The sequence below is a fragment of the Peribacillus sp. NPDC096622 genome, from assembly GCF_044762665.1.
Classification (GTDB): Bacteria; Bacillota; Bacilli; order Bacillales; family DSM-1321; genus Peribacillus; species Peribacillus frigoritolerans_B.
On record NZ_JBIWES010000029.1, the window covers coordinates 1 to 24277 of the forward strand.

Genomic DNA, 24277 nt, shown 5'->3' on the forward strand with positions numbered 1-24277 from the left:
ACTACGTCAGACTTAAACTGAACCGCCGTATACCGAACGGTATGTACGGTGGTGTGAGAGGTCGGAGGCTAGGCACCTCCTCCTACTCGATTTATTGCAACTATCGGGGCAGTCTAGTTTAAGGGATGATTATCACACCTCATATTTAAATAATATTAATATATACTTGAATTTTATTTAGCTATATATTAATATTATTAAAAAGTAGGGGGTGGAAACATGAATCGTGAGGATGTACCAGCTTGGATTTTATCTTTAGATAAAGAATCTATTGAATTTATAAGAAAATTCATTATAAATTCTGGGTCTTTAAAAAATATATCTAAAATTTATAATGTCTCCTATCCGACAGTAAGGGCTAAGTTGGATACATTAATTAAAAAAATTGAACTGAATAGCAAAACAGAAGATGTAGAGTTTGTAAATATGATTAAAAATTTTGTTATTGATGAACGGATGAGTTTAGACACGGCAAAATTGATTATTGATAAATACAAAAACGAAAGGAATGATGAATAATGGATGAAGTTTATAAATGGTTAATAGCCTTTGGAATATTAGGGGTTCAATTTTTTTTATCTAGAAGAACCAATGTTTACTGGGGTGCAATTTTACCTGTTCTGTATTTAGTTTTTATTTTTGAATGGTTGTCCAATAGAATGGATAATGGACATCCTTTTCACACTATTTTTGTTGCATTTACTGGATTGATGATTTTATTTGGAGGTTGGGCTCAGGGAAGAGAATCTCTAAAAAATAAAAGAAAGAAAGAATTAGAAAAAATGAAGTTACATGATATTAATTGACGAACACAAGAATTTTAAAAATGATTAAACTTTTTATAAAGAAGTTAATCTATCATATTAATTTAGACAATAAATTAAAGCTGAGGTGTTGGTCATAAAAAAACTCGATATACCAATTTTCCTCTTTATTCTTTTCTCTTTAATGGGAGTTAGCTATTTTATATTGCGTTTGGACAATGTCAACAACTCAATAATTGTAATTTTAGTAATGTTGATTTTAATTATTATAGGGTTAAAAAAATGAAAGAAGTTCCAACAGGTAACTGAGAATTGCTTTGATATATGGTCCTTATAGGAATAATAACAGTAAATATTTTATTTTCTTGAATTGTTCTTATTGAATTAACGCCGCGTTACCTCCATAAAAGGGCCGTCAATGGGCCTTTTCTAATATGTTGCGTTAGTTTGTGAAGGATTGTTCTTAAACTAACGGGTGCGTTAGTTCATTAAGAAACACAAAAATGTTCAAGTATTTCGGTCATACAGGCCGTTTAATAGTTTGTTGGACTATTTTAACATTGAGTAAAACGCTAACACTTGTTATACGGCTTGCTAGGGCCTTAAAACAACATCTTATAGTAAGTTCTTCGACATAAACACGCTTCGCAAACACTCATTGATTAATTCGGACTTAACTCCACTCTCAACGGAATCAATAACTGAAATCACATCAGTATCGAAGTAAAAGCCCCGATATAGCTTTTTTGCGTTCTTCCCAGATAGTAATCTATCAATGTTGTCGCTGCTCTTTTTACTAGTATTAACACTATTGGTTTCGGGGGTAACTTGGATAGTATCTTGCAACGTGCTTGCTACTTCCTTGCTAGCCTTTATACTTTCATTTTTACTGATCTTTTTGCTATTGGTTTCCCTTTTCTTTTTGTGTGGAATCTTTTTGAACACCTCATAGGGTAGCCCCATCCGTTTATCAGATTTCCCACGCTAAGGATAAAAAGCTTGATATATTAGGAATTTCCCTAAAACGTTCATTTGAGGGGTTTCGTATAAAATGCTGGTGGAACCCCGAGGAAGTGTGTTTTGGAATTTTTCTTAATGTAATTGGCTGAAGAAACAAAGACACAAAAAAGGAAGAGGACTACAAAAGTCCCTCTTCCTTTTTTTCTTTATTTTTTTGAAATTTTACGTAATAAATATAATGCGTATATGATAGCTGGTATAGCTCCAATCATTAAAATCATATTTATTAAACCAAATATAAAATAAGAAGACGATACATTCATTTTAATTCAACTCCATTAAAAATTTTAATCTCTATATGTGTATTTTTGATAAACACGAGCAACTTTACTACTTTTATTTAAAGAAGTAAGTTTGATATAACTAGTAAGAACTATATAGCCATTATTAAGTTTAACAGTTAATTTATAAGTGCCTACAGCATTCATATCATAGCCTACTTTTTCAGCTTTTGAATCAGTAACTTCAGATGAAGCATCTACACTTGAAAAAACAGTACCATTTGTTCCTGCTACATCAGCATAGTCATTTATAAATCTCCTTTATTTATTAAGTTTTTTTATAATTAGGTCTAGATAATATTGTTCCATCCTGAATATCCAACTAGAGCATTTCGGGGAATTTCTTTGTGACCTCATTGTTGTGACGAGTATACAATTTTATTCGATCATCAACCTTAGAAAGTATTAATCTGATACCATCAAGCTCGGTAATAAAATTATCGTCCTCGAAGGGTTGCTCTGTTTTGTGCAATAGCATTGGGGAAATAAACAAAGTTACCACCTCATAATTATTGTAGAATTGATTGTTGAGCAATCTGTGAGGTAGATTATGTTAATAATAATAGGTATACTACAAATGTACATATAAATTCATAATAACTAACGGGTTGGGGGAGAAATTAAGATGAAAAAACTAGCAAAGGCATTGACTGTAGGAGTATTAGCTCTAGGATTACTGGCAGGAGTTGGAGCAAATAAAGGAGAAGCTGCAACAGTAACAAAGCCGATCGGTTCAACTTTCTATAAGAGCGCCTTAGTAGGTACTACCTATAAGGTTCAAGATTATAAAGGTAATACAATTAATGCAAAAACAACTAAAGCTGTAACGTTAACTCCATATGCAACAAATAAAAACTTTTCATATGCTACAGTAACATTTGTGGATTATGATAAAGTAGGAACAAAGTGGGTCAAGTATACAAAAACAGCCAAGGGATATTTCTTTACTCCCATTAAAAATGGTATAACTTTCAATGAATATACGAATGTAAAAAAAGGAATGACTTATAATCAAATGGTATCTATCACAGGTGAATATATGAAATTAGATTCAACATATACCTCTGGCGGTGTTACCGAGAAAGATTATACCTGGAGCCGTTACAGTGACACTACTGACACACATGTATATACGGTTTTTGAAAACAACAAGTTAACATACAAAGGTTATTCTGTAAGTGAATATTAATAACAAAAAAGCCCCTCTCGTGTGAGAAGGGCTTTTTATTTTTATTATTCCAAGTATCAGGATTGTTTATCAAATGTCCGCTGGGATAAAGATTTTTACGGTACTTTTAATAAACTTCATCCTTCTTCTTTTTTTTAAACTTTAAATCTCCCCATAGCCAGAAAAATCCTGTAATAGCCAATGGAGCGATAATAGATCGCATAAGTATGAAATCCCAGTCAATGGCTGTCTTGTCAATGTAGTAATCATACGTAGAAAACAATATAATTGAAAGAATCATTACTGAAAGGGTAATAATTAACCACTTTTTTCTTGTTATGTGTATCATCAGCAAAAATTCAACTCCTTTACATTTTTATTTTACCAAATTATTCCTCATTTTATATTGATTCGATTTTACTATAATGATTTACATTCTTATGGAATAGGGTTTCATGAAAATAAATAAGAATTAAGTACCAGTAATGTTTCCTTTAAGCAAGTCAATTTTTTAAAGTAGAGGAGATCGACTTTTTAGATTGGAATTCTCTTAGCGTACAAACAGCGGCTTCAGTTCATCAGGAAATTAAATGAGGACTACACATTTTAGATATGACTAATATGTGTAGTCCTTTTCCTATCAACTTAGAAAAATATTTGTTTTTTGAAGGTGATTCTCTTATTTTGTTGTATTTTTACTAATTGATAGATTAATTAAAAATACAGAAAAAAACGGAGGGAAATCACATGTTTAACAATTGGAAAAAAACACTGATGGCTGGAGTGATCAGCTTATCCTTGCTGGGGATTGGGTATGTCAGTCACGACCTGATCTCCTCGCAAAACGTCTCGGCTGAACCGGCAGCTAAAAATGCACCAGGGCATTTGAAAAAAGTTGAGTCTTCCCAGCTTGATGAAATTATCAAACGTGGATACATCCGGGTAGGAATGACGGGGGACTACAAACCATTTACCTATTTGAACCCGGAAACAAATGAGTATGAAGGCATTGACGTGGACGCTACCAAAGAGCTTGGCAAAGATCTTGGTGTGGAGGTGGAATTTGTCGCTACCACATGGCCTACGATGATGAAAGACCTGCAAGCGGATAAATTTGATATCGCTGTGGGCGGTGTGACTCGCAACACAGCCAGACAAAAAAGCGCTTATGTATCCCAAGGTTACCTTTCATTCGGTAAGGTGCCATTGATTCGCAAGGAAGATAAAGACAAGTATCTTACCATTGAAGATATCAACAAGCCTTCTGTACGCATTGGCGTAAATCCAGGCGGAACAAATGAAGAATTTGTCCGTCAGTATCTTAGCAAAGCTAACGTAACGGTTGTAGAAAACAACCTTGACATCCCGCATCTTGTTGCAGAAGGTACGTTTGATGTTATGATCACTGACACAGTAGAAGCAATGCTGTATGCAAAAGCGGATCCCAGATTGTATGCGGCTCAGACTGACAAGCCTTTCACAAACAGTGAAAAAGGCTATATGATCCCAAGGGGCGATTTCATTTATGCAAGCTACTTGGAAATGTGGATGGATGAAATGAAGCTCCAGGGGGAATTTGATGCCCTCTACAAAAAGTGGATGGAATAGAGAGGTGCTCCCCAGAAGCTAGCCTCAATACTGCCGTGTAGGGAAACAATTTTTCTAACAGGTGCTTTTAATAGTAAGAAAGCTACAGCGAATTAAAAAAAGAATATAGTTTTGACAGTAAGATGAAAGCAAACCGGGGGGTGACAAAAATGAAACAAAATATATGGGAGAAGGAATATAGAAATGTTGATAGTTTATGGGGTTTCAAGCCTAATGATATCTTATCTCAATATGTTGAAATGCTTCCTGAAAACGGAGAGGTTTTAGACATAGGTATTGGAGAAGGAAGAAATGCCCTTTTTTTCGCTGAACAAGGATTTGTAGTTGATGGTATAGATATTTCGGAAACAGCAGTAGAAAGATGTTTGGAACTTTCAAAAGAGCACAATTTGAATGTTAACGCTAAAGTTCAAGACATTACTTCTTTTGAGGTTGAACCAAATAAATACTCTTTAATCATACTTTCTAATGTACTTAATTTTTTTCCTGATAATGAAATTAAAAATATTATCTACAAGGTGAAAAATGGGTTGCAAAAAAATGGGTTGGTATATATTAATGTCTTTGATGATAAAGAACCAGGTAGAAAGAAAGCTCCAGAGAGGTATGAACAGTTAGCAGAGCATACGTTTTATAATGAAAGTTCAAATATGTTTCTTCATTATTTTACAAGAAGTGAATTGGAAGGCTTTTTTGCGGATTATAAAACCATAAGCTTGTCTCAGTCTTACTCTTTGGACATTACGCACGGTCAACCCCATTTCCATAGCACACTAGAAATAATGTCACAAAAAGCTTAAAAAGGGTACTATTCTTTTTTCACCCTGTGTTAGTCCCTTAAAAAAATTTGAAAACGAGCATAACCCCGTTCTAAATTAGAACGGGGTTAAAATATAGTTGTTTAATTTAACCATTATGGTAAATATAATAATTGAATTGAAAATGGATAATCAATAATATTAAACAAATAATTAATATTATTGATTTTTTGATTGAATAATTTTAATTTTACTATTTATATTTTTAATTTCATGTTATATAATCGAATCAACTAAAAGGGAGGAATTGCATTCCATTATGGCTTATAAAGTAATCACAAATTGTCCTGTCTGCAGTAAGACATTGAAAATTACAAAATTGCATTGCTCTCATTGTGACACTACGATTGAAAATGAGTTTGAATTATCTAAGCTGGCATCCTTATCAAAGGATCAGCTTCATTTTGTGGAAGTATTTTTAACTTGCAGAGGGAATATCAAAGAAGTTGAAAAGGAACTGGGGATTTCGTATCCAACGGTTCGAGGCAAGCTAACAGACATCATTTCATCCCTTGGATATGTGCAGAAGAAGAAAAATGAAGTAGACGAGAAAAAAATTGTCACCATGTTGGAAAATGGCGAAATCACACCAGAAGAAGCCATTAAGCTCTTAAAAGAGGAATAGGGAGGAATTTATCATGAAAGAAGAAATTACAAGAGTGTTAACAATGGTTCAAGAAGGGAAGATTGATGCAGATAAGGGATCAGAACTGATTCAAGTATTAAAAGAGAAAGAACAAACAGGTAATAAGCTATTTGAAAAACCGACTAAATATTTAGATAAAACCCTAAAAATTCGTGTTGTATCGGCAGAAAATGATAACGTCACGGTCAACTTGCCTATAAAACTTGTCAAGGTAGTATTAATGGCTGGTCACAGCATCGCAGCGAGTATTCCCCAATCGGAAAAATACGTTAAAGATATAGACATAAGCCTTATCATTGAAGCGATCGAAAACGAATTAGATGGCCAAATTGTTGATATTAAATCGGCAAACGGGGATACCGTTTCGGTCATCATTGATTAGTGATTTGTTTATGATGCATGTAAAAGTGAAAGCAAAAGACGTTCGGTTTACCATCCCAATTCCATATGCCATTTTAAACATTGTTATTTCAATTTTGTCTTCAAAATTTATTCAGCAAAATGCAAACAAATGGACAAAAGAGCACTTTGAAAGAAAAAAACTGGACTTTACCTTTCCACTAATAGACAAAAAGACGCTAAAGCCTATTGTCAAGGAACTGAAAAATTATAAGGGGATCGTGCTAGTGGATGTCAGAGCTAAGGACGGGACGGAGGTTAAGGTTAGACTATAATTTATTATAGAATACACCTACAACTGATTGACATTTTGAACGAAAATCCTAATTTCTCGCTACAATTCCGAGAAAACTGTAAAAAGACAATAAAGTTATTTAATTTTAAAAGCTCAAACAAGCATAACCCCGTTCTAAATGTAGGACGGGGTTAAAAATATGTTGTTTATTCAACAATAGCGCCCGATTGTTGAATACGGGGCGCTTTTTTAATCGCGCATTGCTCCTGCCTCTCGGGAAGTCATTGCACCTTGTCCTTCGCTTACATCTTTTTGAATTTGTTGTTTTACTTTTTGTGCATCAGTTCCGGCAAATTCCGGTTTCATAATTGAACCCAAGTTCCCTTTAGCTGGTTGATTCTGTTGCATACAAGTCCTCCTCCATTTATTGTTTAACAAACTTATTATTTACAAAAAGGTTCAAGAGTACTATTTGAACTTTGTTCAACAATTGGGCTAGATTGTTGAAGAAACAGATGCCAATTGCTTTTGCAAAAATAGACCTAAAAACCAGTAACACCTCTCGGAAACTCAAGTGATCCTCTACATACTTGATCGTATTATTTTGTGGGAATTGAAGGGAATATATGTGCCGTAAAGAATATATATTGAAAAAAAATATATTGATGAGAGAGGTATATCATGATTAGTGAAAAGAGCAAAAAAATCATTGAAAATTATATTATGACCTACAATTCGTTTGATATTGAAAGTATGGTTAAACTCCTCCATAAAGAGATCATGTTTAGGAATTTCACGAATGGCGAAATGAACACAGAGACCAGAGGAATACAAGAGTTTAGAGAACTGGCGGAAAAGTCGTCAAAGATTTTCTCTAGTCGCCGTCAGAGGGTTATTGACTATAATGCTATAGAAGATAAGACAGAAGTGCAAATTGAATATGAAGCAATACTGGCTGTTGATTTGCCTAACGGATTAAAGAGTGGAGATAAGATTCAATTAAAAGGAAAGTCCATTTTTGGACTTAATGAAGGGAAAATATCATTAATTGAAGATTATAGTTGAGTGCATCTAACATTAATTGCGCTAACGGATTTCTTTATTGCAATAAACGCGTGAACAAGCTTCAAAGCTTTTAATAATATTGTCGGTTCTCAACAAAAGGGAGCGGTTCTTTAATAAGACATGCTTTTCTTAATGAATTAACAGATGTTTTACTACATTATCAGGAGCTGATCAGCAGCTCCTTTTCTTATGCAGCTAAAGGGGCAGTGACTAGATTTCAACAGCAACAATAAGGTTGTTTAGTATATATAGGTAAAAATAGAATAAATTTACTTAAATTGATAATTATGATTTAATCAGAATGTCAGTACGTTTTATAAATGGCTTACTTACATAATTAGATATACAAGGAAGGTGTTATTATCAATGGAAATTAAATCGATTGTTTTACAGACTAAAAGTTTAATGCAAATGAAAAATTTCTATATTGGAACGTTAGGTTTTTCTCTCATTAATGAAGATAAGAATAGCTTTCGAATTGCTGTTGGTACAGGTGAATTTGAGTTTACAACAAAAGAAGTAAAAGGTGACCCCTATTATCATTTTGCTTTTAACATACCGGCTAACAAATTTAATGAGGCAAAATCATGGGCAAAAGAAAGAGTAAGTTTACTGGTTGAAGATGGGGTAGATGAAGCTGATTTTGCTCATTTACCTGCCCATGCTCTATACTTCTATGATCCTTCTGGTAATATAGTAGAATTTATTTCAAGATATGAAATTGCTGAAGATAGTATGGAGCCTTTTTCGGTTAAAAGCATTTTAAACATAAGTGAAATAGGTTTAATTGTAGAAGACACTATAGGTGTGAGCGAAAAATTAAATGAAATTGGTGTGTACGAGCGTGACAATAATACAATAAGTAAAAAATCCCTTAATTTCATGGGTGAAAGAAGGTATGGAATATTTATCATATTAGCCCAACCTGGTAGAAGGTGGATATTTTCCGATAAAACATCTGCCATATTTCCTCTTGAAATTACATTAATAAATAACAATAAAATAATCATCAATCCTGATAATGAATTTCAGATGTATCGGGAAAGGTGAAAATTTTCTTTATTTAGTGAGTGTATGGTTTTGATTCTTTGAGGGGGGAAGGCAAGTATGAAAAAAATTTCTATGATATTTATATTTGTTTCTGTACTTTTATTCGGGTGCAGCAATGAAAAAAAAGATCTGAAAGAAGACCCTGGGCTTTATAAATCTCAAAAGATAGAAGTATCGTCAGAAGAAAATCCAGAATTGGTTTTAAGCGTTATAGACAATCAAGATGAAGTGAATGAATTTGTTAATACACTTAAAATTGATAAATGGCTTATTGCAGATACTCCTTCAGATTCAACTGAAGGGTATATTTATAAGATGTACCAAGAAGATACAGTCAAACTAGGAGAGCCAAATACAGATAAAAAGGAACTTAAACAAATCGCTACAATTATTACATATAAAGATAGCCCTTATATCGAACTTAGAACCAAGAAACTACATTTAAATTTTAAAGTTCCAAAAGATGTAGCAGAATACCTATCTAATAAAGAGAATCAAAAACATTGACCATCCAACAATTTAATTAAAAGTACGTTATTATTGGGCATCTTTAATTGTAGGAATAGCAGTACCTACCTATGTTCCTATATTGTTTTTTTTGAAAAAAATATAGCAAAATTTAAACAGATTACGAATATTGGTCAACTCTACAATAGTCTTATATCCTCTGTGTGTTAACTAACGGGTGCGTAGCTGAAGATTGGAGCTGTCTTTAAGGCAGCACTTTTTTTATGGAACTAACGGGGCAGAGTAGTTTAAGAGGATATAGATAAATATGGTAAAGTTATATACAAGAGAAAATCAAAACTGGAGGAAATTAGATTGGGAGACTTAAATATTTTTTTATCTTTTGGTGCAGGGGTACTTTCTTTTATATCTCCTTGCTGTTTGCCCTTATATCCTGCGTTTTTATCATATATTACAGGATTATCAGTTAGTGAATTAAAAGAAGATAATAACAAATTAAACCGCAGACCAATGCTTCATACCTTATTCTTTTTGATTGGATTTTCTATTATTTTTGTAATATTAGGGTTATCAACTTCCTTTATTTACGATCTCTTTTATGAATATATTGATTTAATTAGACAGGTAGGGGCTATTTTGATAATTATTTTTGGTTTAATGATTGTTGGGATTTTTCAACCAAAATTCTTAATGATGGACAGGAAAATAAATTTTAAAAATCGCCCGTCTGGTTATATAGGTTCTATTCTAATTGGGATAGGATATGCTGCTGGTTGGACTCCTTGCATAGGACCAATATTAGGTGCCGTTATAACACTTGGTTTATCGACTGGCCAGGGTTTAGTATATATGATTGCTTATATATTTGGGTTTTCCTTACCGTTCTTAACAATGTCATTTTTTATAGGAAAATCAGGATGGATAAAAAAGTATAACCGCAAAATAACTCAAATTGGCGGTTATTTAACAATTCTTATGGGGGTTGTCTTGTTTTTTGATTGGATGACCAATATCACATCTTTTCTCACAAATAATGTATTTGGTGGCTTTACTGGTTTCTAAGGCTTAAGTAACGGGTGCGTTAGCTGAAGATTGGAGCTGTCTTTAAGGCAGCACTTTTTTTATGGAACTAAAGGGGCAGGTCAGTATAACAAGCAAAAGTGATACAATAATAAAATAGGTCTTGTTTTCAAGGAGGTAAAAGATGGATTACATTTCACCGAAAGAAGCGCTGTTAAAGGTGAAACGGTGGCCTAAAGATACCATAGCGGCAGGGCGTCGTCATACCGTTGGGCTTAAATCTGACGGAACGGTGAAAGCTGTGGGTGATAATAAATATGGCCAATGTGATGTAAGTGGCTGGAGCGATATTGTGGCGGTCGCGGCTGGTAATGTTCATATGGCGACGAACACGGGGAATGCTCATACAATTGGTCTTAAATCTGACAGTACTATGGCGGCTGTGGGTTGGAATAAGCATAACCAATGTGATGTAAACGACTGGAGCGATATTGTAGCGGTCGCGGCAGGTTGGCGTCGTACCATTGGTCTTAAATCGGACGGCACGGTGGTAGCTGTGGGTTGGAATAAAAATGACCAATGTGATGTAAGCGGCTGGCACGGTATTATGGCGATAGCGGTGGGTAGTAATCATACAATCGGTCTTAAATCAGACGGTACTGTGGCGGCTGTGGGTTGGAATGAGTATGGCCAATGTAATGTAAGTGATTGGCGCGATATTGTGGCGATTGCGGCGGGTTGTGCCCATACCGTCGGTCTTAAATCGGACGGCACGGTGGTAGCTGTGGGTGATAATGGATATGGCCAATGCGATGTAAGCGGCTGGCGTGGCATCCAATTGCCCAACAATTAGTTTTCTCGTAAAAAGGATACAGTTCCTGCAACTGATAAATCCAAAAAAATGAAGTTAAATTATAAAATAAACAAATATTTACAAGGGGAAATTCATGAATTCAAAAAATAAATTAGATTACAACCTAATTACACTTTTACTTTTACTATTTATAACAAGTTGTATTGCTATATTAAATGCTCAAGATTTTGGTCAATATGAAGGGAATTTTTTATTTAGACAAATAACTTGGTATATAGTAGGAGCCGGAATAATTTTAGGAATGATGTATTTAGATTCTGAACAGATATTGCGCTTGAATTGGTTTATTTACTCATTTAGCATAATTCTATTGATCGCGTTAATTTTGGCACCTGAATCAATAGCTCGTGAAATAAATGGAGCTAAAAGTTGGTTTCAACTTCCGGGAATCGGATCTCTACAACCAGCTGAATTCACAAAAATATCTTTAATAATTTGTTTAAGTTTCTTGGTACAAAAACATCATGGTAAATATTTAGATAAAACTTTAAAAACGGATTTGTTACTATTAATTAAGATGGGAGCTGCTACAGCTCTTCCTATACTTTTAATTATGCTACAACCGGATTTAGGTACGTCTTTAGTATTAATATGTATTTTTACAGGGATTTTTATTGTTTCGGGAATATCATGGAAAATAATTAGTGTAATTTTTATTATTATTTCCTTAATTGCTAGCATCCTTATATACTTAGTCTTTTTTAACCCTGAAATGCTTCAATCAATGGGATTCGCAACATATCAATTAGGAAGGATTTATGCTTGGATTGATCCAGAATCTTATGCATCAGGTGAAGGTTATAATTTAACCAAAGCATTATTAGCCATTGGTTCAGGAGGGGTTTACGGTTATCTGGAAAAGGGAATATATGTTCCTGAAGCACATACGGATTTTATATTTAGCGTTATTTCTTCTAAATATGGTTTCTTTGGGGCTAGTATTGTAGTAACAATTTATTTTCTCCTTATTTCGGGTATAGTGAAGTTAGCTCTAGAAGTAAAAAATAGTTTTGAATCTTTCATATGTACCGGTGTTACTTCAATGATTTTTTTCCATGTTTTTGAGAATGTCGGAATGAATATAGGTCTAGTACCTATAACAGGAATACCTTTACCTTTTATAAGTTATGGAGGAAGCTCATTAATGGGCAATATGTTAGCAATGGGATTAATCTTTTCAATAAGCTATCGAAAAAGATCATATATGTTTGACTAAGGTGGCTAAGTATTCCAATTAGTTCTATTTCTAATATTAGGTTTATTTTTTATTAAGAAAACTAGTGCAATCTATTAGACGGTAAAACCGTCTTTTTTTTATGTCACAGTATATGTCACCTCTACATAAGTCTTATGGAACTAAAGGTGCAGGTTGTTGAAGAAGGAACTATTTAGAACTATCTAGAAATAAAGATTATAAAGAAAAAAGATAATGAGGTGTTTGTATAGAAAAGGTACCTGTAAAAACGATTAAAAAGATAGAAGAGGACATTGAAAAAAATGATTTAGGGAAAGCAAGGGATAGGCTACATGGGTTAATTTCGACATATCCTAATGAGTTAGAACTCCGCAGGAAGTTGGGGGACATCTATTTTGCATTGAAATATCCTTCAATGGCAGGTCGTTACTGGTATTTAGAAAAGAATAAGACATCAGAGATGGTAAAAGCGTGCATTTTATTCGAAAAATCTACGGGAAACGATCCTTTCAGAATAGCACGAGCTCTGAAATTTAAAGGTGATAATGAAATTTTAATAAGACTGGAATTGGATCAGGTAATTTCGCCTATACAGAATAAAGTGAAAGAGAGCCTGTTGGAACAACCTGACGATCTACTGAAAGATAATTTGTTTAGTTTGGGTTGCTTCTCAATCATAATATTAACAATTCTCTTTACATTAATCGGAGTTTACACTCTTTTCAACTGGATTTTTTGATCCTTAATCGTGCTTTATAAGAGGGTTTTATAGTACTTGCGATCATAACATTGCTTAAACTGATTTTTTCCTATAATTAGCTATTTCGACCGAAAAAAGCGATTTGGATAAATTCCAAATCGCTTTTTAATATTATTACTTTTTAGGTTTCTTATTTAAAATAAAGCGTAGTTCATTGACATCATCATCAGACAGGGTATCTTCCTGGATGAATTGGACAAGCATGGATTTCAGGGTACCTCCATAGATACGGTTGATAAATGATTCGGTCTCGGCACGCTGGCACTCTTCCTGTGTATAGAGCGGGTAAAAGGTGTATACTCTTAGATTTTTATTAACACCCACTACATCTTTTTGAACCAATCGATCTAGAAGGGTGCGTATGGTTTTCGGCTTCCAGTGCGTACTCTCCTGTAAGGAAACTATGATGTCATTTGCTGTTTGAGGGGCTTTATCCCAAAGCACGTTCATGATTTCCCATTCTGATTCTGATATGCTAGGAATGTTTTTCTCCATTTTTCTCCCCTCCATTTTCTTTATAGATTCCTAAATCTTTTAAAATTGATAAAGTAATTTCTCCCGCCTTGCTCCCAGATGAATCATCTTCATTTTGTATATTGGTAGCAAAGAAATAAGTATTGTTCTTCGTCTCTACATACCCGATAAACCAACCATTGATGTTTTTTCCATTCACTGTTCCTGTACCTGTTTTTCCTGATAGGCGAGCTTCCTCACTCTTTTCTAAGAGTAGTGCTTCCTTTACAGCTTGGATATGCATTTCATTATATCCCAATTGATTGTAATAAAAGGCTTGCAGCAGTTGGACTTGCTCGACTGGAGAAATTTTCAATGAGGATTCGAGCCAGAATTCGCCCAATTCCCCAGATATATCGGAATTTCCATAGTTTATCGCTTGTAGATTGGATTGTATTGTTTCAAATCCTGTTCTGCGATCTAATTCTTGGAAATACCAGTTTACAGAATTTTGTAAAGCAGATGAAACATCCTGATCCATATTCCAAGCGTCATAGGGTTGCTCCGTCCCATCCCATGAAAGGGTGGATTCTTCGGGTGATATCACATTTGATTCCAGTGCAAATAAGGCACTATAGATTTTATATGTGGAATCAGGTGATACCCGCAACGTACTTTTCTCTTCATTATAAATGCGATATTGCTGTGCGTCATGATCATATAAAACAAAGCTTCCTTCATACCCTTTAAAGAATTGATGAAAATCCTCAAAAACCACTCCATCATTATTAAAATAGTATCGGTCGTTTTCCGTCGCAAATGCGGAAACGAAAGGTAATTGGATTGTCAAAATGATACTGGCCAAAACATAAATAAAGACGCTTTTTCTTATTGGTTTTTTTGTTGAATGTTTATAGGCAGAAATTCGTTCAATTCGTTTTTTGATTTGAAGCTTCGAACCGTTTAAATGTGTCACTATCTGTAGCTTACTTGACCGTTTTGAAAGATCCAAAAAATTAATGATTGTATTTCCATATTCACTAAATGAATTATCATCTAGTAACTGTAAAACAGATGTATCACATGCGATTTCCCGATCCAATCTCATTTCTCTAAAAGCAAGCCAGACAAGGGGATTAAACCAATAAATGATTTGATAGAACAATATCACGTAATTTGTCAGCAAATCCTTGTTTTTATAGTGACTTAGTTCATGTAGAAAGATATACTCATAATTTTTCAAGCTAAGCCAGTTTTCATGCTGGGAAGGTAAGACGATATATGTTTGAAAAAGTCCGAATATCATTGGAGATTGGACTCTTTTCGAAAAAACAATCTTTATTGATTTTTTAATCTGTAGTCTTTTCTTGCATTCTTCGAAAAGGACGAGAACTTCTTGATTGGAAAACGGAGAAGAATAATTCTTTATCCTTCTAAGTGTGAGCCATCCACGAACCATGGTAAAGGTAAATAAAAGCATCCCTGACATCCATAAACCCACCACTCCAATATTAAGTAAGGACAGGTCCGGCCGATTGACCGATACGGAAAAGTCTTGTATAAGGTGCAGGCCATGTATCATATCAGTTCCATTTATGTTCATATTAGAGCTGGGTGCATTAGCCTGATATGTATCCCCACCGCTAAAGAGGGTACTGAAATTATATAAATCAGTAGGTATCAATGGAAGGGCTAAAGCCATAAAAAGAAACATCCACAAATGATAGTGCCATTTTGCTGTTAATTGTCTTCCAAACCATTTTCGTATAAGTAGAATAACAGTAACGGAAAATGAAGACACCAATAGACCTATTATAAAATGAGTTAAAAACATGTCCTTCAATACCAACTCTCTTGACTTATAAATTTTAAAAAACAGGTATATAGCATATTTATAGAGGCTTGAGGGTGAAAAAATAAAGAATTGACTTTATTTGATTACATATGTAATACTGTACTACAGATGTAATAAGACTACAAATGTAATCCGTTAAAACTTTTTCAATTCGTACATAAGAGTCTAATCAAATAGTCAGGAGGTCTACACCATGAACAAAAGATAGGGTGCAAGAGTTCAAGATCCGGCTGCTATCCCAGGAGAATACATAATAAATATTTTTTAGAAAGAGGTTGAATTTAAATGAAATCATTGAGAAACATTTTTAGTACTTCCGCATTCAGAAAAATTATGCCTGTTCTATTTCTTTCATGTGCAACGCTTGTAGGTTGTTCAAACAATAACGTTAATGCTGAATTAACTAAACCTAAAAAACAAGAAAGTGCCAATAATCATCATTTTGCTAAGCTTGAAGAAAAATATGATGCTAAACTTGGTGTCTTTGCGTTGGATACTGGCACAAACCAAACAGTAACCTATCATCCAGATGAGCGTTTTGCTTATGTATCTACTCATAAGGCTCTAGCTGTAGGAGCACTTTTACAACAGAAATCAATAGAAGAACTTAATCAAAGAATTACCTATACACGTGAGGATCTTGTTAATTATAATCCGATTACAGAAAAGCATGTTGATACGGGGATGACTCTTAAGGAGCTTTCTGATGCTTCTCTTCGATACAGTGACAATACTGCTGGAAACCTTATCCTTAAGCAACTGGGGGGACCGACTGGATTTAAAAAATCACTGGAGAAAATTGGAGATAATGTTACCAACCCTGAGCGATTTGAGCCGGATTTAAATGAAGTTAATCCTGGTGAAACTCACGATACGAGTACACCAAGGGCACTTGCTACTAGTCTTCAGGCTTTTACATTGGGAGATGCACTTCCAACTGAGAAACGTGAGCTTTTAATAGATTGGATGAAGAGAAATACTACTGGAGATGCGTTAATTCGTGCAGGAGTGCCGAAAGGTTGGGTAGTGGCTGATAAGACTGGAGCAGGATCATATGGTACGCGAAATGACATTTCAATCATTTGGCCATCAAAAGGAGACCCAATTGTTCTTGCTGTACTTTCAAGTCGTGATAAAAAAGATGCTGATTACAACGATGAGCTTATTGCTGAGGCAACAGAAGAAGTAATAAAGGCCCTTAAAGTAAAAAATAAATAGAAAATGATTGTACTAAAAAGGTTACGTTAAGCAGCCTCTTTTTAGTAGAGGAACTAGGTGGGCTAATAGGGCTGTTCCAGGCCTCGACATTCAATTTTAAAAGGTCAACCAGTAGAAAATCACTGGGTTGACCTTATTTTAATATTTACTTAACTACTAGTTGGGGGATTAAGACCGAATTTCCCTCGTAGTATGTTACTGCTAAACCCTATAAATCCTCCAACAATTGCTGGAATAATCCACCCTAGTCCGACATCGTACATAGGAAGAATTTCATTAAAAAAATTATTAATGGATGAAATGTGTATACCGGCTCGATTTAATCCATCAAATAAACTAATTATAAATGTTAGAAGTAAGCTTCCTTGATACACTTCAGCTTTCCCTTTAAATAAAGAATGAAAAAATGTCAAGAAAATTAATACAATGGCTAATGGATAAATAGCTGTTAAGAGAGGAATAGAAACAGCAATTAACTGGGTTAGCCCAATATTGGCAACTATTGCACTAAAAATAGATAAACTAATAGCAATTGTTTTGTAAGGAACCTTTGGAAATAGTTTATGGAAGAATGAAGAACAAGATGTAACAAGTCCCACGCTTGTTGTTAAACAAGCTACTGTAATCATTAATCCTAATAATATCCCGCCATAAGCTCCAAAATAATAATCCGAGACTTTTGCTAAGATAGTGCCTCCATTTTCCAGGTGCCCAAGTTTTTCTACACTTGAAGCACCCATATAAGAAAGAGCTGAATACATGGTTGCCAGGAAAAAGGCAGCAATTCCAGTTGCTTTTCCACAAACAACCAAAATTTGTTTTTTTGTTCTAGCACCTTTTTCTTTTATGGCATTAATGATGATGATGCCAAAAACAAAAGATGCAAGCGTATCCATTGTTAAATAACCTTCTCTAAACCCATTAAAAAATGGTTGAACTGAATAATTCTTAATAGGTGCTTGAAAATCTCCGATTGGATGATTAAAAGCAACTACTACTAGGATTCCAATGAACGTTATCTTGATTGGTGTTAATATTTTCCCGACAATTCCGACAACTTTTGCGGGATTGATTGAAAAAAGGCACGTAATGCTAAAAAAGATGATTGTAAAAATAAGTAAAGGTGCAGAGCCTGGATTGTCGGACAAAAAAGGTTTTACACCGATTTCAAAAGAAACGTTTCCTGATCTAGGCAAAGCAAATAAAGGACCAATGGCTAAATAAAGAACGGTTGTGAATACAATACCAAATACAGGATGTACCCGACTTGCCAACGACTGTAAATCATCTTTCCCCGAAAAACCAAGTGCTAACACACCAAGTAGCGGTAAGCCAACTCCTGTTATTAAAAACCCTGCATTTGCTGACCAGATATTCATTCCTGCTGATTGACCAAGCATTGGTGGAAAAATTAAATTTCCTGCCCCAAAAAATAGAGCAAATAACATTAAACCAATAACTAATATAAATGAAAAGGGTATTCTAGTAGCCAAATTAAAACCTCCATGAAAGAACTAGATTTTACTTTCTCGAAAAGAAATAATTTTCAAAAAATTGATCACAAACTAAATACATAAGATTGTATTGTATTATGACCTGATAAAATTGATTTCAATATAAATTTAAAGTTTCTCCTTTTGGGCGGCCTTATTTAATATGCAATAAGGTTCTTTATAATTTTAACGACAAGCAGACTGTTACTAACCATGATTAAGAAGTGATAATCGCCATGAATTACAGAAAATTCCCCTACTTTTCCCCCTATTAGTGATATGTAATCATTAACTAAAATACCATTTTATAACTATTGATATATTGTAATACATACTTCTTGCTCTTTAAAGGATACAAAGGAGGAAAAAAACAATAAATAAAGCTGTCATTGGGAGGTATAAAAGTGGTAGTTGTGAAAAAACAACGTATCAGATTAGTGAAACAAGAACTATAAAAGATTTAAATGTAGAAGAGAATTAATGCAGATATAATTAATTGGAATGTCATCTATGGAAAATACATAATTTGCTTATTTCGTTATCGGGGATATGATGGAGGTAGTCACTATAAATACCTAGTCAAAAGAGCTTAGATTGGAATCTCTAAGCTCTTTTGACTAGCCTTCGTCTTTTATTCAACTAACCTTTTATTATTAAGGGATTGCGTAGACTTCGACAGTAAAGCTTTCTCCATCGGTGTTTTCCGGTCTGGCGATGTAGAAATCTTCACTCGTTTCGATTTCTGACTCGGACCCGTCTGTAAGATCATAGAAGATCGTTTCGTCGATACCGAAGCTGATGTCTTTCATGACATCGAATTTTGCATCTTTAGGACCGTCGACGATTTTCCATTGTAACTTGGTCGCGTAAGCAGGGATGTTCCCGATCGTGAAGTTATCACTTGATCGGTTATCCTGGCCGTCCTGAGGCTGACCTTCCGATCGGATCGTCGCGATTTTCTCAGGAGCTTCGACCTCCACATTAAAAGCGTCTCCATCCAGAATCCGGTCATAGGCGTACCAGGCACCGAGCCATGTCCCTGCAGCACCGTTCGAATCAGCGGAAATCATTCTCACAGAAAAATTATCCGATCCGTTCGTCGATGAACCTTCCCAGGTGGAAGCGAAAGGATATTCGTCACACTGCTTTCCTGTCCGATCCTCATCTCCGAACTCCCGGTCACAAATCCTTCGTGTCTTGTTCCTATTACGGTTGTATTCCTCCTGATGACGTTTTGTATACATCCGTGTCAGTGTGCTGTCTCCTACAGCTCCCGGTATTTTCTTTCCAATCATTTGAGGCTTTGTCTGTTCTGGGTGGTCCATAGCGTCCTTCCAATGCTGGCCGGCTTCAGTTAGCATTTCGAATTCAGGTTTCGTGATCGGGACATTGAAGACCGGTGTGGCTTTGCTGAATACGGCTCCTTGCCGGAAATATTGATCTGGGAAAGCGAACATGTATTTTGCAGAGTCATATCGGACGGTCTGTTTGATGCCATCTATGCTTTTTTTGTATTTCCTTGCTGAATGGGTAAGGGTGAGTTTCGGCCAAAATTCCATGTATCCCAACTGGTCAGGATTTGAATCAGTTGCTGGGGGCGCTTCTGAGGTGAAGATTTCCGTACTGAAGTTCGTGTTTTTCCAGTGGGCGATCGTTCTTTCCGTCGGTGGATAGTCGGGATCCTCTTTACAGTCACCTGCGTTCAATTTCGATTCACATACCATATCGATTTTCAACTTGGCTCCATTTAAAGCTGGATCGGTCACGATGATATCGTCAAGTGTATAATAGATTCTCATGTTCCGGCTTTGGTTGGAACCATAACCTATTTCCGTGAATTGAAATTGAACCCCTGCGTTTATACAGATCCCTCCGATACATTTTATAGGGACTTGATATGTCGCCACATGGGACCAACAGAAGGAATAACGGTTCTTGATATACCCTGTTTCTGAACTGCTGTCAGGACTTCTCCGGCATTCATCTACAGTCTGGATATGATCATAGTCAAATTCCGGGGGTACCCATCCGACCGCCGTCTTGATCGGAGGTGCCAAGTTCGTTCTGTATGTCACTTTACTTTGCTGGTCTACTTCCATCAATTCTTCTAATGTCTGAATGCCTTCTTTTTGCTGGATTTGATCTTGTTTGATTTCAAGCTCCCCGAGGGATTTACCTTGCTTCATCAGTTCGGTTGCCTTCTTGATCTTGTCGTCTGGGACCCAGTATCCTCCACCGTTTGAAGTTGCTTGTGTCTGTACAGGTGCAAAGATGCCAAAGGTCAAAAGCATGACAAGGACAATTGAAAAAAAATGCTTGTGTAACCTGGACATTCCAATTCCTCCCTTATTGAATAGTAACAGCTGTTTACTGCCATTGGACTATCCGCTATTAGATCGGTGCGATTTAAATCGCTGATAGGTTACTACAAAACAAAATATTTGACAATACATTCCAAATCAAATAATGCTATCAACCTACATTTTTTACCAAATACTTATTAAATAGGAAGATGGTGGCCGATTCAAAAGACCTGATAATGTTGATGACAATAAAGATGTTGCATTGAATAAAGTTGGTTAAAGACGAGGATATGTTATTCAATTAAGATCATTGTTCAATAATACTTAAAGAAGTTATATGGATGATTATTCGAGAGCATGGAGCTTTTCCGAAGTAGGGATTGCGTTCTATTATATGTATCGGGTCATTTAGTTGAAGAAGAAATAAAAAAATAGACTTTCTTAATGAACTAACAGGTGTGTTAGCTGAGGATCGGAGCTGCCTTCTTATGCAACTAAAGGGGGGAACAATAAAGATAAAAATCATTCTATATGGAATGTTTTTTATCTTTATCATAATTCGGTGATGTACTAGAGTGTGTTAATATGCGGTCTAATACTTTTTCAGTAACTGGCATAAAGTAATTGAGTATTAGCCCTCCTAAACAAACGGTCAATAAAGTTCCAACGCCAATTGGTCCATTTGAAATCATTGCCATTATCAAGAATGCGAGGTAAATGACTGTTCTCGAAAAAAATATATTTGTTTTCGTTAATTCTTGTATGATTAATGTTAATCGGTCAACTGGAATCGGTGCAAAATTTGTGTGTAAATATGTTGCAGTTCCTAATCCTATAACAACTAAGCCGATTCCAAAACAAACAACTTTGCTGTACCATAGTTCAGGTGTTATCAAATTGTGCAATAAAAAAAGCCACATATCAATACCAATACCCGTTATAAATGCTGTTAACAACCCCAAAACTTCTGGTCTTTGCCTTTTTAAGAATGAATTAAAACATATCAAGATCAAAGCTATTATTATTTCCCAACTTCCCACAGTAAGCCCCACATTAATGGACAGACCGACCAAAAGTGCATCAAAAGGTGAAGTTCCAAGGTCTGATTGTATAGTGAAAGAAATACCAAGCGTTAAGATTAAAATTCCCAATACATAAAAAACATATTTCACTATAACGACCCCTTTATCATTATTTTTTTGTTGCAAACACAACAAAATTAAGTTAAATTAAATATATGATATTTTTATTGCATTTGCAACAAAAAATACGTGCTGAGGAGTTAATTATGAAGGAAATTCTTCGTGAAATTGGAATGATAGCAAGGGCATTGGATTCCATAAGTAATATCGAATTTAAAGAATATGACCTTACAAAAGGGCAGTATTTGTACCTTGTGCGAATATGTGAAAACCCAGGAATCATACAAGAAAAGTTAGCTGAGATGATAAAAGTAGATCGAACAACAGCAGCTCGTGCTATAAAAAAACTTGAAATCAATGGCTTTATTGAAAAGAAAGAAGATAAACACAACAAAAAAATTAAAAAACTCTTTCCAACGGAGAAAGGGAAAAATGTTTATCCTTTTATAAAAAGAGAAAATGATTATTCCAATATCGTTGCATTGGAGGGATTTTCCGAAAGTGAAGTAGAAACCATTTCCGATCTTCTTCAAAGAGTAAGAAAAAATGTAGAAAAAGACTGGGAAACTGTAAAAAAGGGAAACAAGAGAAATTATTGATTATATAAAGGAGCGGCATATTTAAATGACTACTACAAATATTAAAAAGTGTACCCTAGACGATTCACGCATTCTTCAAGAAATTAGTTATGAAACATTTAATGAGACATTTAAGCATCAAAATTCACCCGAAAATATGAATGCCTATTTGGAAAAGGCATTTAACTTAAACCAATTAGAAAAAGAATTATCCAATATTTCTTCGCAATTCTTTTTTGTTTATTTTAATAATGAAGTCGCTGGATATTTAAAGGTCAATACCAATGATGCCCAGACTGAAGAAATGGGTGATGAATCACTTGAAGTCGAGCGGATTTATATAAAGAACAAATTTCAAAAACATGGGCTGGGTAAATATCTGCTAAATAAAGCTATGGAAATTGCGATGGAACGTAATAAAAAGAAAATCTGGCTGGGCGTATGGGAAAAAAATGAAAATGCCATTGGTTTTTATAAGAAAATTGGGTTTGTTCAAACTGGAGCCCATTCTTTTTATATGGGTGATGAAGAACAAACGGACTTTATAATGACCAAAACACTCATATAACTTATTTTGAAAGATGGATCATTATGTATAATCCAAATTATTATAAGGTCATGAATGTTGTTGAAATTTGGGATTTTGTTCAAGAAAACTCTTTGGAACGATTGTCACAACAGATCAAGGGAAACCAATGCGACTCATTTACCTTTGGGGTTAAATAAAAAAGGTGATGATTACTATCTTACTGGGCATCTGGCTTATGGAAATCCTCAGTGGAGATCATTTGAAACCTGTGAAGATGTGCTTGTTATGTTTCAGGGACCGAACGCTTACATTGCTTCTTCTTGGTATGGGCATGAAGAAGTTTAACATGGAATTATTAAGCCGTCCATGTATTATTCACTTTATTATTTACCCGAATTACATGTCGGATTCATGCTACTACGGTTTTTATTCGGAGTATATTTCTTCTTTCTGATCTCATACTAAAGATAAGAAGGAGGGGTATACATGGCAAAACGAACAAAGAAAAATGATGCAGATCAAAAAAACAAACAAGGATTTGATTCAAGCAAAACTGATTCTGAATTCTCTAAAGAATTTGGCAGTGCAAATGCTAATCAAGCACATAAAAATAAAGCAAAAAAAGAAAAAGCATCTAAAAATCAAGGTGAGTGGAAAGGCATGCATTAATTAATACTTGCCAGACTTGAACTGAGGATAAGTGATGCCTGCACCGAGTACAAAGGGTGGAGGCTTATCATTGCTTCAAACTTTTTACTGAACTTTATGTAAAGGAGCTTATTTAGATGACTCAATCTAAGCGACAACAAGAACGCCAATGGAAAGATCGTAAACAATCGCAGAATCCACATGGTAAGGTCCATTCATTTGAACAATTAGCTGAAGTTACGGGCAAAAATGAATCTGAAAATAAGTAAAACCGTTTAAGAATGAGAGGCGATCCAAAGGGGATGGCCACCACATAATAGTGAGGTCACTGTACCCCACGTTGTCGTTAACAAAAGGCCATAATTATCGGGAGTGATGATTATGGCCTTTTAGGTTTACATATACGAGCTGGTTTTATTATGGTAATAGTATGGACGATAATTCGTATGTCACCCCCTCAAGCTAAGATAAAAGACAAAGACTACATAAAAATACGGATTATTACAAAGCCTTTTAGCAAGGAGTTTTTTGGAGGGGGGAAAGATCAGATATATGTTTTCATTACGGGGAGATGCTCATAAAATTTATCTTCAATTAAAAAAAGCATCATACAAAGACCAATCTTTCAAAGGTATGAAGAAACTAATAGAAGTGGAAAAAATTCAAAACTTTTATAGTTCCATTGAT

General features: G+C 34.8%; 27 protein-coding genes and 2 pseudogenes. 21 read left to right on the forward strand and 8 right to left on the reverse strand.

All coding sequences use genetic code 11. From position 1 onward, the window contains the following. The first annotated feature begins 219 nt into the window (after positions 1-219). Together ACIQYG_RS25240 and ACIQYG_RS25245 are read left to right on the forward strand one after the other, a co-directional pair. Positions 220-519 (forward strand): DUF2089 family protein, encoded by a 300-nt coding sequence (locus ACIQYG_RS25240; RefSeq protein WP_402843886.1) that lies wholly within the window; start codon positions 220-222, stop codon positions 517-519. Further along, positions 519-806, forward strand: coding sequence for a hypothetical protein (locus ACIQYG_RS25245; protein ID WP_402843889.1), 288 nt, complete (start codon positions 519-521; stop codon positions 804-806). Before ACIQYG_RS25240 ends, ACIQYG_RS25245 begins: the two co-directional genes overlap by 1 nt. Before the next feature lie 1584 nt (positions 807-2390). Here the strand turns inward: ACIQYG_RS25245 and ACIQYG_RS25250 are convergent. Beyond that, a pseudogene (locus tag ACIQYG_RS25250) lies at positions 2391-2558 on the reverse strand (ATP-dependent DNA ligase); the annotation flags it as partial. A 132-nt stretch (positions 2559-2690) separates the two neighbouring features. Between ACIQYG_RS25250 and ACIQYG_RS25255 the strand changes: the two are divergent. Beyond that, complete coding sequence (locus tag ACIQYG_RS25255) at positions 2691-3254, forward strand: hypothetical protein (protein WP_402843892.1); 564 nt, start codon at positions 2691-2693, stop codon at positions 3252-3254. A gap of 106 nt (positions 3255-3360) precedes the next feature. Here ACIQYG_RS25255 and ACIQYG_RS25260 read toward each other — a convergent pair whose 3' ends face one another. Beyond that, complete coding sequence (locus tag ACIQYG_RS25260; RefSeq protein ID WP_402843894.1) at positions 3361-3588, reverse strand: hypothetical protein; 228 nt, start codon at positions 3586-3588, stop codon at positions 3361-3363. A 392-nt stretch (positions 3589-3980) separates the two neighbouring features. Between ACIQYG_RS25260 and ACIQYG_RS25265 the strand changes: the two genes are divergently transcribed. The 5 genes from ACIQYG_RS25265 to ACIQYG_RS25285 all read left to right on the forward strand — a co-directional run bounded on the left by ACIQYG_RS25265 (position 3981) and on the right by ACIQYG_RS25285 (position 6979). Continuing rightward, complete coding sequence (locus tag ACIQYG_RS25265; RefSeq protein WP_402843896.1) at positions 3981-4841, forward strand: transporter substrate-binding domain-containing protein; 861 nt, start codon at positions 3981-3983, stop codon at positions 4839-4841. Between the two features lie 149 nt (positions 4842-4990). Continuing rightward, a complete protein-coding gene (locus ACIQYG_RS25270; protein ID WP_402843899.1) occupies positions 4991-5641 on the forward strand; it encodes a class I SAM-dependent methyltransferase in 651 nt (216 codons plus the stop codon). A gap of 277 nt (positions 5642-5918) precedes the next feature. Continuing rightward, a complete protein-coding gene (locus ACIQYG_RS25275) occupies positions 5919-6284 on the forward strand; it encodes a DUF2089 domain-containing protein (protein WP_402843902.1) in 366 nt (121 codons plus the stop codon). 13 nt (positions 6285-6297) lie between these two features. After that, complete coding sequence (locus tag ACIQYG_RS25280) at positions 6298-6687, forward strand: SHOCT-like domain-containing protein (RefSeq protein ID WP_402843905.1); 390 nt, start codon at positions 6298-6300, stop codon at positions 6685-6687. 10 nt (positions 6688-6697) lie between these two features. Next, complete coding sequence (locus ACIQYG_RS25285; RefSeq protein ID WP_402843907.1) at positions 6698-6979, forward strand: hypothetical protein; 282 nt, start codon at positions 6698-6700, stop codon at positions 6977-6979. 209 nt (positions 6980-7188) lie between these two features. Here ACIQYG_RS25285 and ACIQYG_RS25290 read toward each other — a convergent pair whose 3' ends face one another. After that, a complete protein-coding gene (locus ACIQYG_RS25290) occupies positions 7189-7347 on the reverse strand; it encodes a hypothetical protein (protein WP_402843910.1) in 159 nt (52 codons plus the stop codon). 273 nt (positions 7348-7620) lie between these two features. Between ACIQYG_RS25290 and ACIQYG_RS25295 the strand changes: the two genes are divergently transcribed. From ACIQYG_RS25295 to ACIQYG_RS25325, 7 genes are all read left to right on the forward strand, one after another. Continuing rightward, the gene (locus tag ACIQYG_RS25295; RefSeq protein WP_402843912.1) at positions 7621-8004 is read left to right on the forward strand and encodes a nuclear transport factor 2 family protein; all 384 of its coding nucleotides are present in this window, start codon (positions 7621-7623) and stop codon (positions 8002-8004) included. Positions 8005-8370: 366 nt separating this feature from the next. Beyond that, positions 8371-9054, forward strand: coding sequence for a hypothetical protein (locus tag ACIQYG_RS25300; protein ID WP_402843915.1), 684 nt, complete (start codon positions 8371-8373; stop codon positions 9052-9054). A 57-nt stretch (positions 9055-9111) separates the two neighbouring features. Continuing rightward, on the forward strand, positions 9112-9561 hold the full coding sequence (locus tag ACIQYG_RS25305; protein ID WP_402843918.1) for a hypothetical protein: 450 nt from the start codon (positions 9112-9114) through the stop codon (positions 9559-9561). A gap of 315 nt (positions 9562-9876) precedes the next feature. Beyond that, positions 9877-10584 (forward strand): cytochrome c biogenesis CcdA family protein, encoded by a 708-nt coding sequence (locus ACIQYG_RS25310; RefSeq protein WP_402843921.1) that lies wholly within the window; start codon positions 9877-9879, stop codon positions 10582-10584. A 142-nt stretch (positions 10585-10726) separates the two neighbouring features. Then, positions 10727-11395, forward strand: a complete 669-nt coding sequence (locus ACIQYG_RS25315) for an RCC1 domain-containing protein (protein ID WP_402843924.1) — start codon at positions 10727-10729, stop codon at positions 11393-11395. 94 nt (positions 11396-11489) lie between these two features. Then, positions 11490-12632 (forward strand): FtsW/RodA/SpoVE family cell cycle protein, encoded by a 1143-nt coding sequence (locus ACIQYG_RS25320; RefSeq protein WP_402843927.1) that lies wholly within the window; start codon positions 11490-11492, stop codon positions 12630-12632. A gap of 226 nt (positions 12633-12858) precedes the next feature. Continuing rightward, entirely contained in the window at positions 12859-13350 is a 492-nt protein-coding gene (locus ACIQYG_RS25325) for a DUF6584 family protein (protein WP_402843971.1), read from the forward strand. A gap of 135 nt (positions 13351-13485) precedes the next feature. Here the strand turns inward: ACIQYG_RS25325 and blaI are convergent, their stop codons facing one another. Beyond that, positions 13486-13866, reverse strand: coding sequence for a penicillinase repressor BlaI (gene blaI, locus ACIQYG_RS25330; RefSeq protein ID WP_402843930.1), 381 nt, complete (start codon positions 13864-13866; stop codon positions 13486-13488). Next, positions 13847-15658 (reverse strand): BlaR1 family beta-lactam sensor/signal transducer, encoded by a 1812-nt coding sequence (locus ACIQYG_RS25335; RefSeq protein WP_402843974.1) that lies wholly within the window; start codon positions 15656-15658, stop codon positions 13847-13849. Before ACIQYG_RS25335 ends, blaI begins: the two co-directional genes overlap by 20 nt. 306 nt (positions 15659-15964) lie before the next feature. Between ACIQYG_RS25335 and bla the strand changes: the two genes are divergently transcribed. Next, on the forward strand, positions 15965-16897 hold the full coding sequence (bla, locus tag ACIQYG_RS25340; protein WP_402843933.1) for a class A beta-lactamase: 933 nt from the start codon (positions 15965-15967) through the stop codon (positions 16895-16897). Positions 16898-17046: 149 nt separating this feature from the next. On the opposite strand, the gene brnQ is transcribed toward bla, so the two are convergent. The 3 genes from brnQ to ACIQYG_RS25355 form a co-directional block, all read right to left on the reverse strand. Continuing rightward, on the reverse strand, positions 17047-18390 hold the full coding sequence (gene brnQ / locus ACIQYG_RS25345) for a branched-chain amino acid transport system II carrier protein (protein WP_402843936.1): 1344 nt from the start codon (positions 18388-18390) through the stop codon (positions 17047-17049). A gap of 653 nt (positions 18391-19043) precedes the next feature. Continuing rightward, complete coding sequence (locus tag ACIQYG_RS25350; protein WP_402843939.1) at positions 19044-20723, reverse strand: NucA/NucB deoxyribonuclease domain-containing protein; 1680 nt, start codon at positions 20721-20723, stop codon at positions 19044-19046. A 497-nt stretch (positions 20724-21220) separates the two neighbouring features. Next, positions 21221-21865 carry a YczE/YyaS/YitT family protein gene (locus ACIQYG_RS25355; protein WP_402843942.1) on the reverse strand — a complete coding sequence of 215 codons (645 nt, stop codon included), beginning with the start codon at positions 21863-21865 and terminating at the stop codon, positions 21221-21223. A 116-nt stretch (positions 21866-21981) separates the two neighbouring features. Here ACIQYG_RS25355 and ACIQYG_RS25360 point away from each other — a divergent pair, with 116 nt between their 5' ends. From ACIQYG_RS25360 to ACIQYG_RS25380, 5 genes and pseudogenes are all read left to right on the forward strand, one after another. After that, positions 21982-22434: a MarR family winged helix-turn-helix transcriptional regulator gene (locus ACIQYG_RS25360; RefSeq protein WP_402843944.1), complete on the forward strand. Its 453-nt coding sequence runs from the start codon at positions 21982-21984 to the stop codon at positions 22432-22434. Positions 22435-22459: 25 nt separating this feature from the next. Further along, entirely contained in the window at positions 22460-22981 is a 522-nt protein-coding gene (paiA, locus tag ACIQYG_RS25365) for a spermidine/spermine N(1)-acetyltransferase (RefSeq protein ID WP_402843947.1), read from the forward strand. Positions 22982-23004: 23 nt separating this feature from the next. After that, a pseudogene (locus ACIQYG_RS25370) lies at positions 23005-23298 on the forward strand (FMN-binding negative transcriptional regulator); the annotation flags it as partial. 130 nt (positions 23299-23428) lie between these two features. Continuing rightward, positions 23429-23611, forward strand: coding sequence for a hypothetical protein (locus ACIQYG_RS25375; protein ID WP_034310968.1), 183 nt, complete (start codon positions 23429-23431; stop codon positions 23609-23611). Positions 23612-23727: 116 nt separating this feature from the next. Further along, positions 23728-23859, forward strand: coding sequence for a DUF6254 family protein (locus ACIQYG_RS25380; RefSeq protein ID WP_402843951.1), 132 nt, complete (start codon positions 23728-23730; stop codon positions 23857-23859). Positions 23860-24277 lie beyond the last annotated feature (418 nt).

Excerpts from the sequence above, each read along its gene's own strand:
- ACIQYG_RS25240 (WP_402843886.1), top strand. The coding sequence starts at position 220 with ATGAATCGTGAGGATGTACCAGCTTGGATTTTATCTTTAGATAAAGAA.
- ACIQYG_RS25245 (WP_402843889.1), top strand. The coding sequence starts at position 519 with ATGGATGAAGTTTATAAATGGTTAATAGCCTTTGGAATATTAGGGGTT.
- ACIQYG_RS25255 (WP_402843892.1), top strand. The coding sequence starts at position 2,691 with ATGAAAAAACTAGCAAAGGCATTGACTGTAGGAGTATTAGCTCTAGGA.
- ACIQYG_RS25265 (WP_402843896.1), top strand. The coding sequence starts at position 3,981 with ATGTTTAACAATTGGAAAAAAACACTGATGGCTGGAGTGATCAGCTTA.
- ACIQYG_RS25270 (WP_402843899.1), top strand. The coding sequence starts at position 4,991 with ATGAAACAAAATATATGGGAGAAGGAATATAGAAATGTTGATAGTTTA.
- ACIQYG_RS25275 (WP_402843902.1), top strand. The coding sequence starts at position 5,919 with ATGGCTTATAAAGTAATCACAAATTGTCCTGTCTGCAGTAAGACATTG.
- ACIQYG_RS25280 (WP_402843905.1), top strand. The coding sequence starts at position 6,298 with ATGAAAGAAGAAATTACAAGAGTGTTAACAATGGTTCAAGAAGGGAAG.
- ACIQYG_RS25285 (WP_402843907.1), top strand. The coding sequence starts at position 6,698 with ATGATGCATGTAAAAGTGAAAGCAAAAGACGTTCGGTTTACCATCCCA.
- ACIQYG_RS25290 (WP_402843910.1), bottom strand. The coding sequence starts at position 7,347 with ATGCAACAGAATCAACCAGCTAAAGGGAACTTGGGTTCAATTATGAAA.
- ACIQYG_RS25295 (WP_402843912.1), top strand. The coding sequence starts at position 7,621 with ATGATTAGTGAAAAGAGCAAAAAAATCATTGAAAATTATATTATGACC.
- ACIQYG_RS25300 (WP_402843915.1), top strand. The coding sequence starts at position 8,371 with ATGGAAATTAAATCGATTGTTTTACAGACTAAAAGTTTAATGCAAATG.
- ACIQYG_RS25305 (WP_402843918.1), top strand. The coding sequence starts at position 9,112 with ATGAAAAAAATTTCTATGATATTTATATTTGTTTCTGTACTTTTATTC.
- ACIQYG_RS25315 (WP_402843924.1), top strand. The coding sequence starts at position 10,727 with ATGGATTACATTTCACCGAAAGAAGCGCTGTTAAAGGTGAAACGGTGG.
- ACIQYG_RS25320 (WP_402843927.1), top strand. The coding sequence starts at position 11,490 with ATGAATTCAAAAAATAAATTAGATTACAACCTAATTACACTTTTACTT.
- blaI (WP_402843930.1), bottom strand. The coding sequence starts at position 13,866 with ATGGAGAAAAACATTCCTAGCATATCAGAATCAGAATGGGAAATCATG.
- ACIQYG_RS25335 (WP_402843974.1), bottom strand. The coding sequence starts at position 15,658 with ATGTTTTTAACTCATTTTATAATAGGTCTATTGGTGTCTTCATTTTCC.
- bla (WP_402843933.1), top strand. The coding sequence starts at position 15,965 with ATGAAATCATTGAGAAACATTTTTAGTACTTCCGCATTCAGAAAAATT.
- ACIQYG_RS25350 (WP_402843939.1), bottom strand. The coding sequence starts at position 20,723 with ATGTCCAGGTTACACAAGCATTTTTTTTCAATTGTCCTTGTCATGCTT.
- ACIQYG_RS25360 (WP_402843944.1), top strand. The coding sequence starts at position 21,982 with ATGAAGGAAATTCTTCGTGAAATTGGAATGATAGCAAGGGCATTGGAT.
- paiA (WP_402843947.1), top strand. The coding sequence starts at position 22,460 with ATGACTACTACAAATATTAAAAAGTGTACCCTAGACGATTCACGCATT.
- ACIQYG_RS25375 (WP_034310968.1), top strand. The coding sequence starts at position 23,429 with ATGGCAAAACGAACAAAGAAAAATGATGCAGATCAAAAAAACAAACAA.
- ACIQYG_RS25380 (WP_402843951.1), top strand. The coding sequence starts at position 23,728 with ATGACTCAATCTAAGCGACAACAAGAACGCCAATGGAAAGATCGTAAA.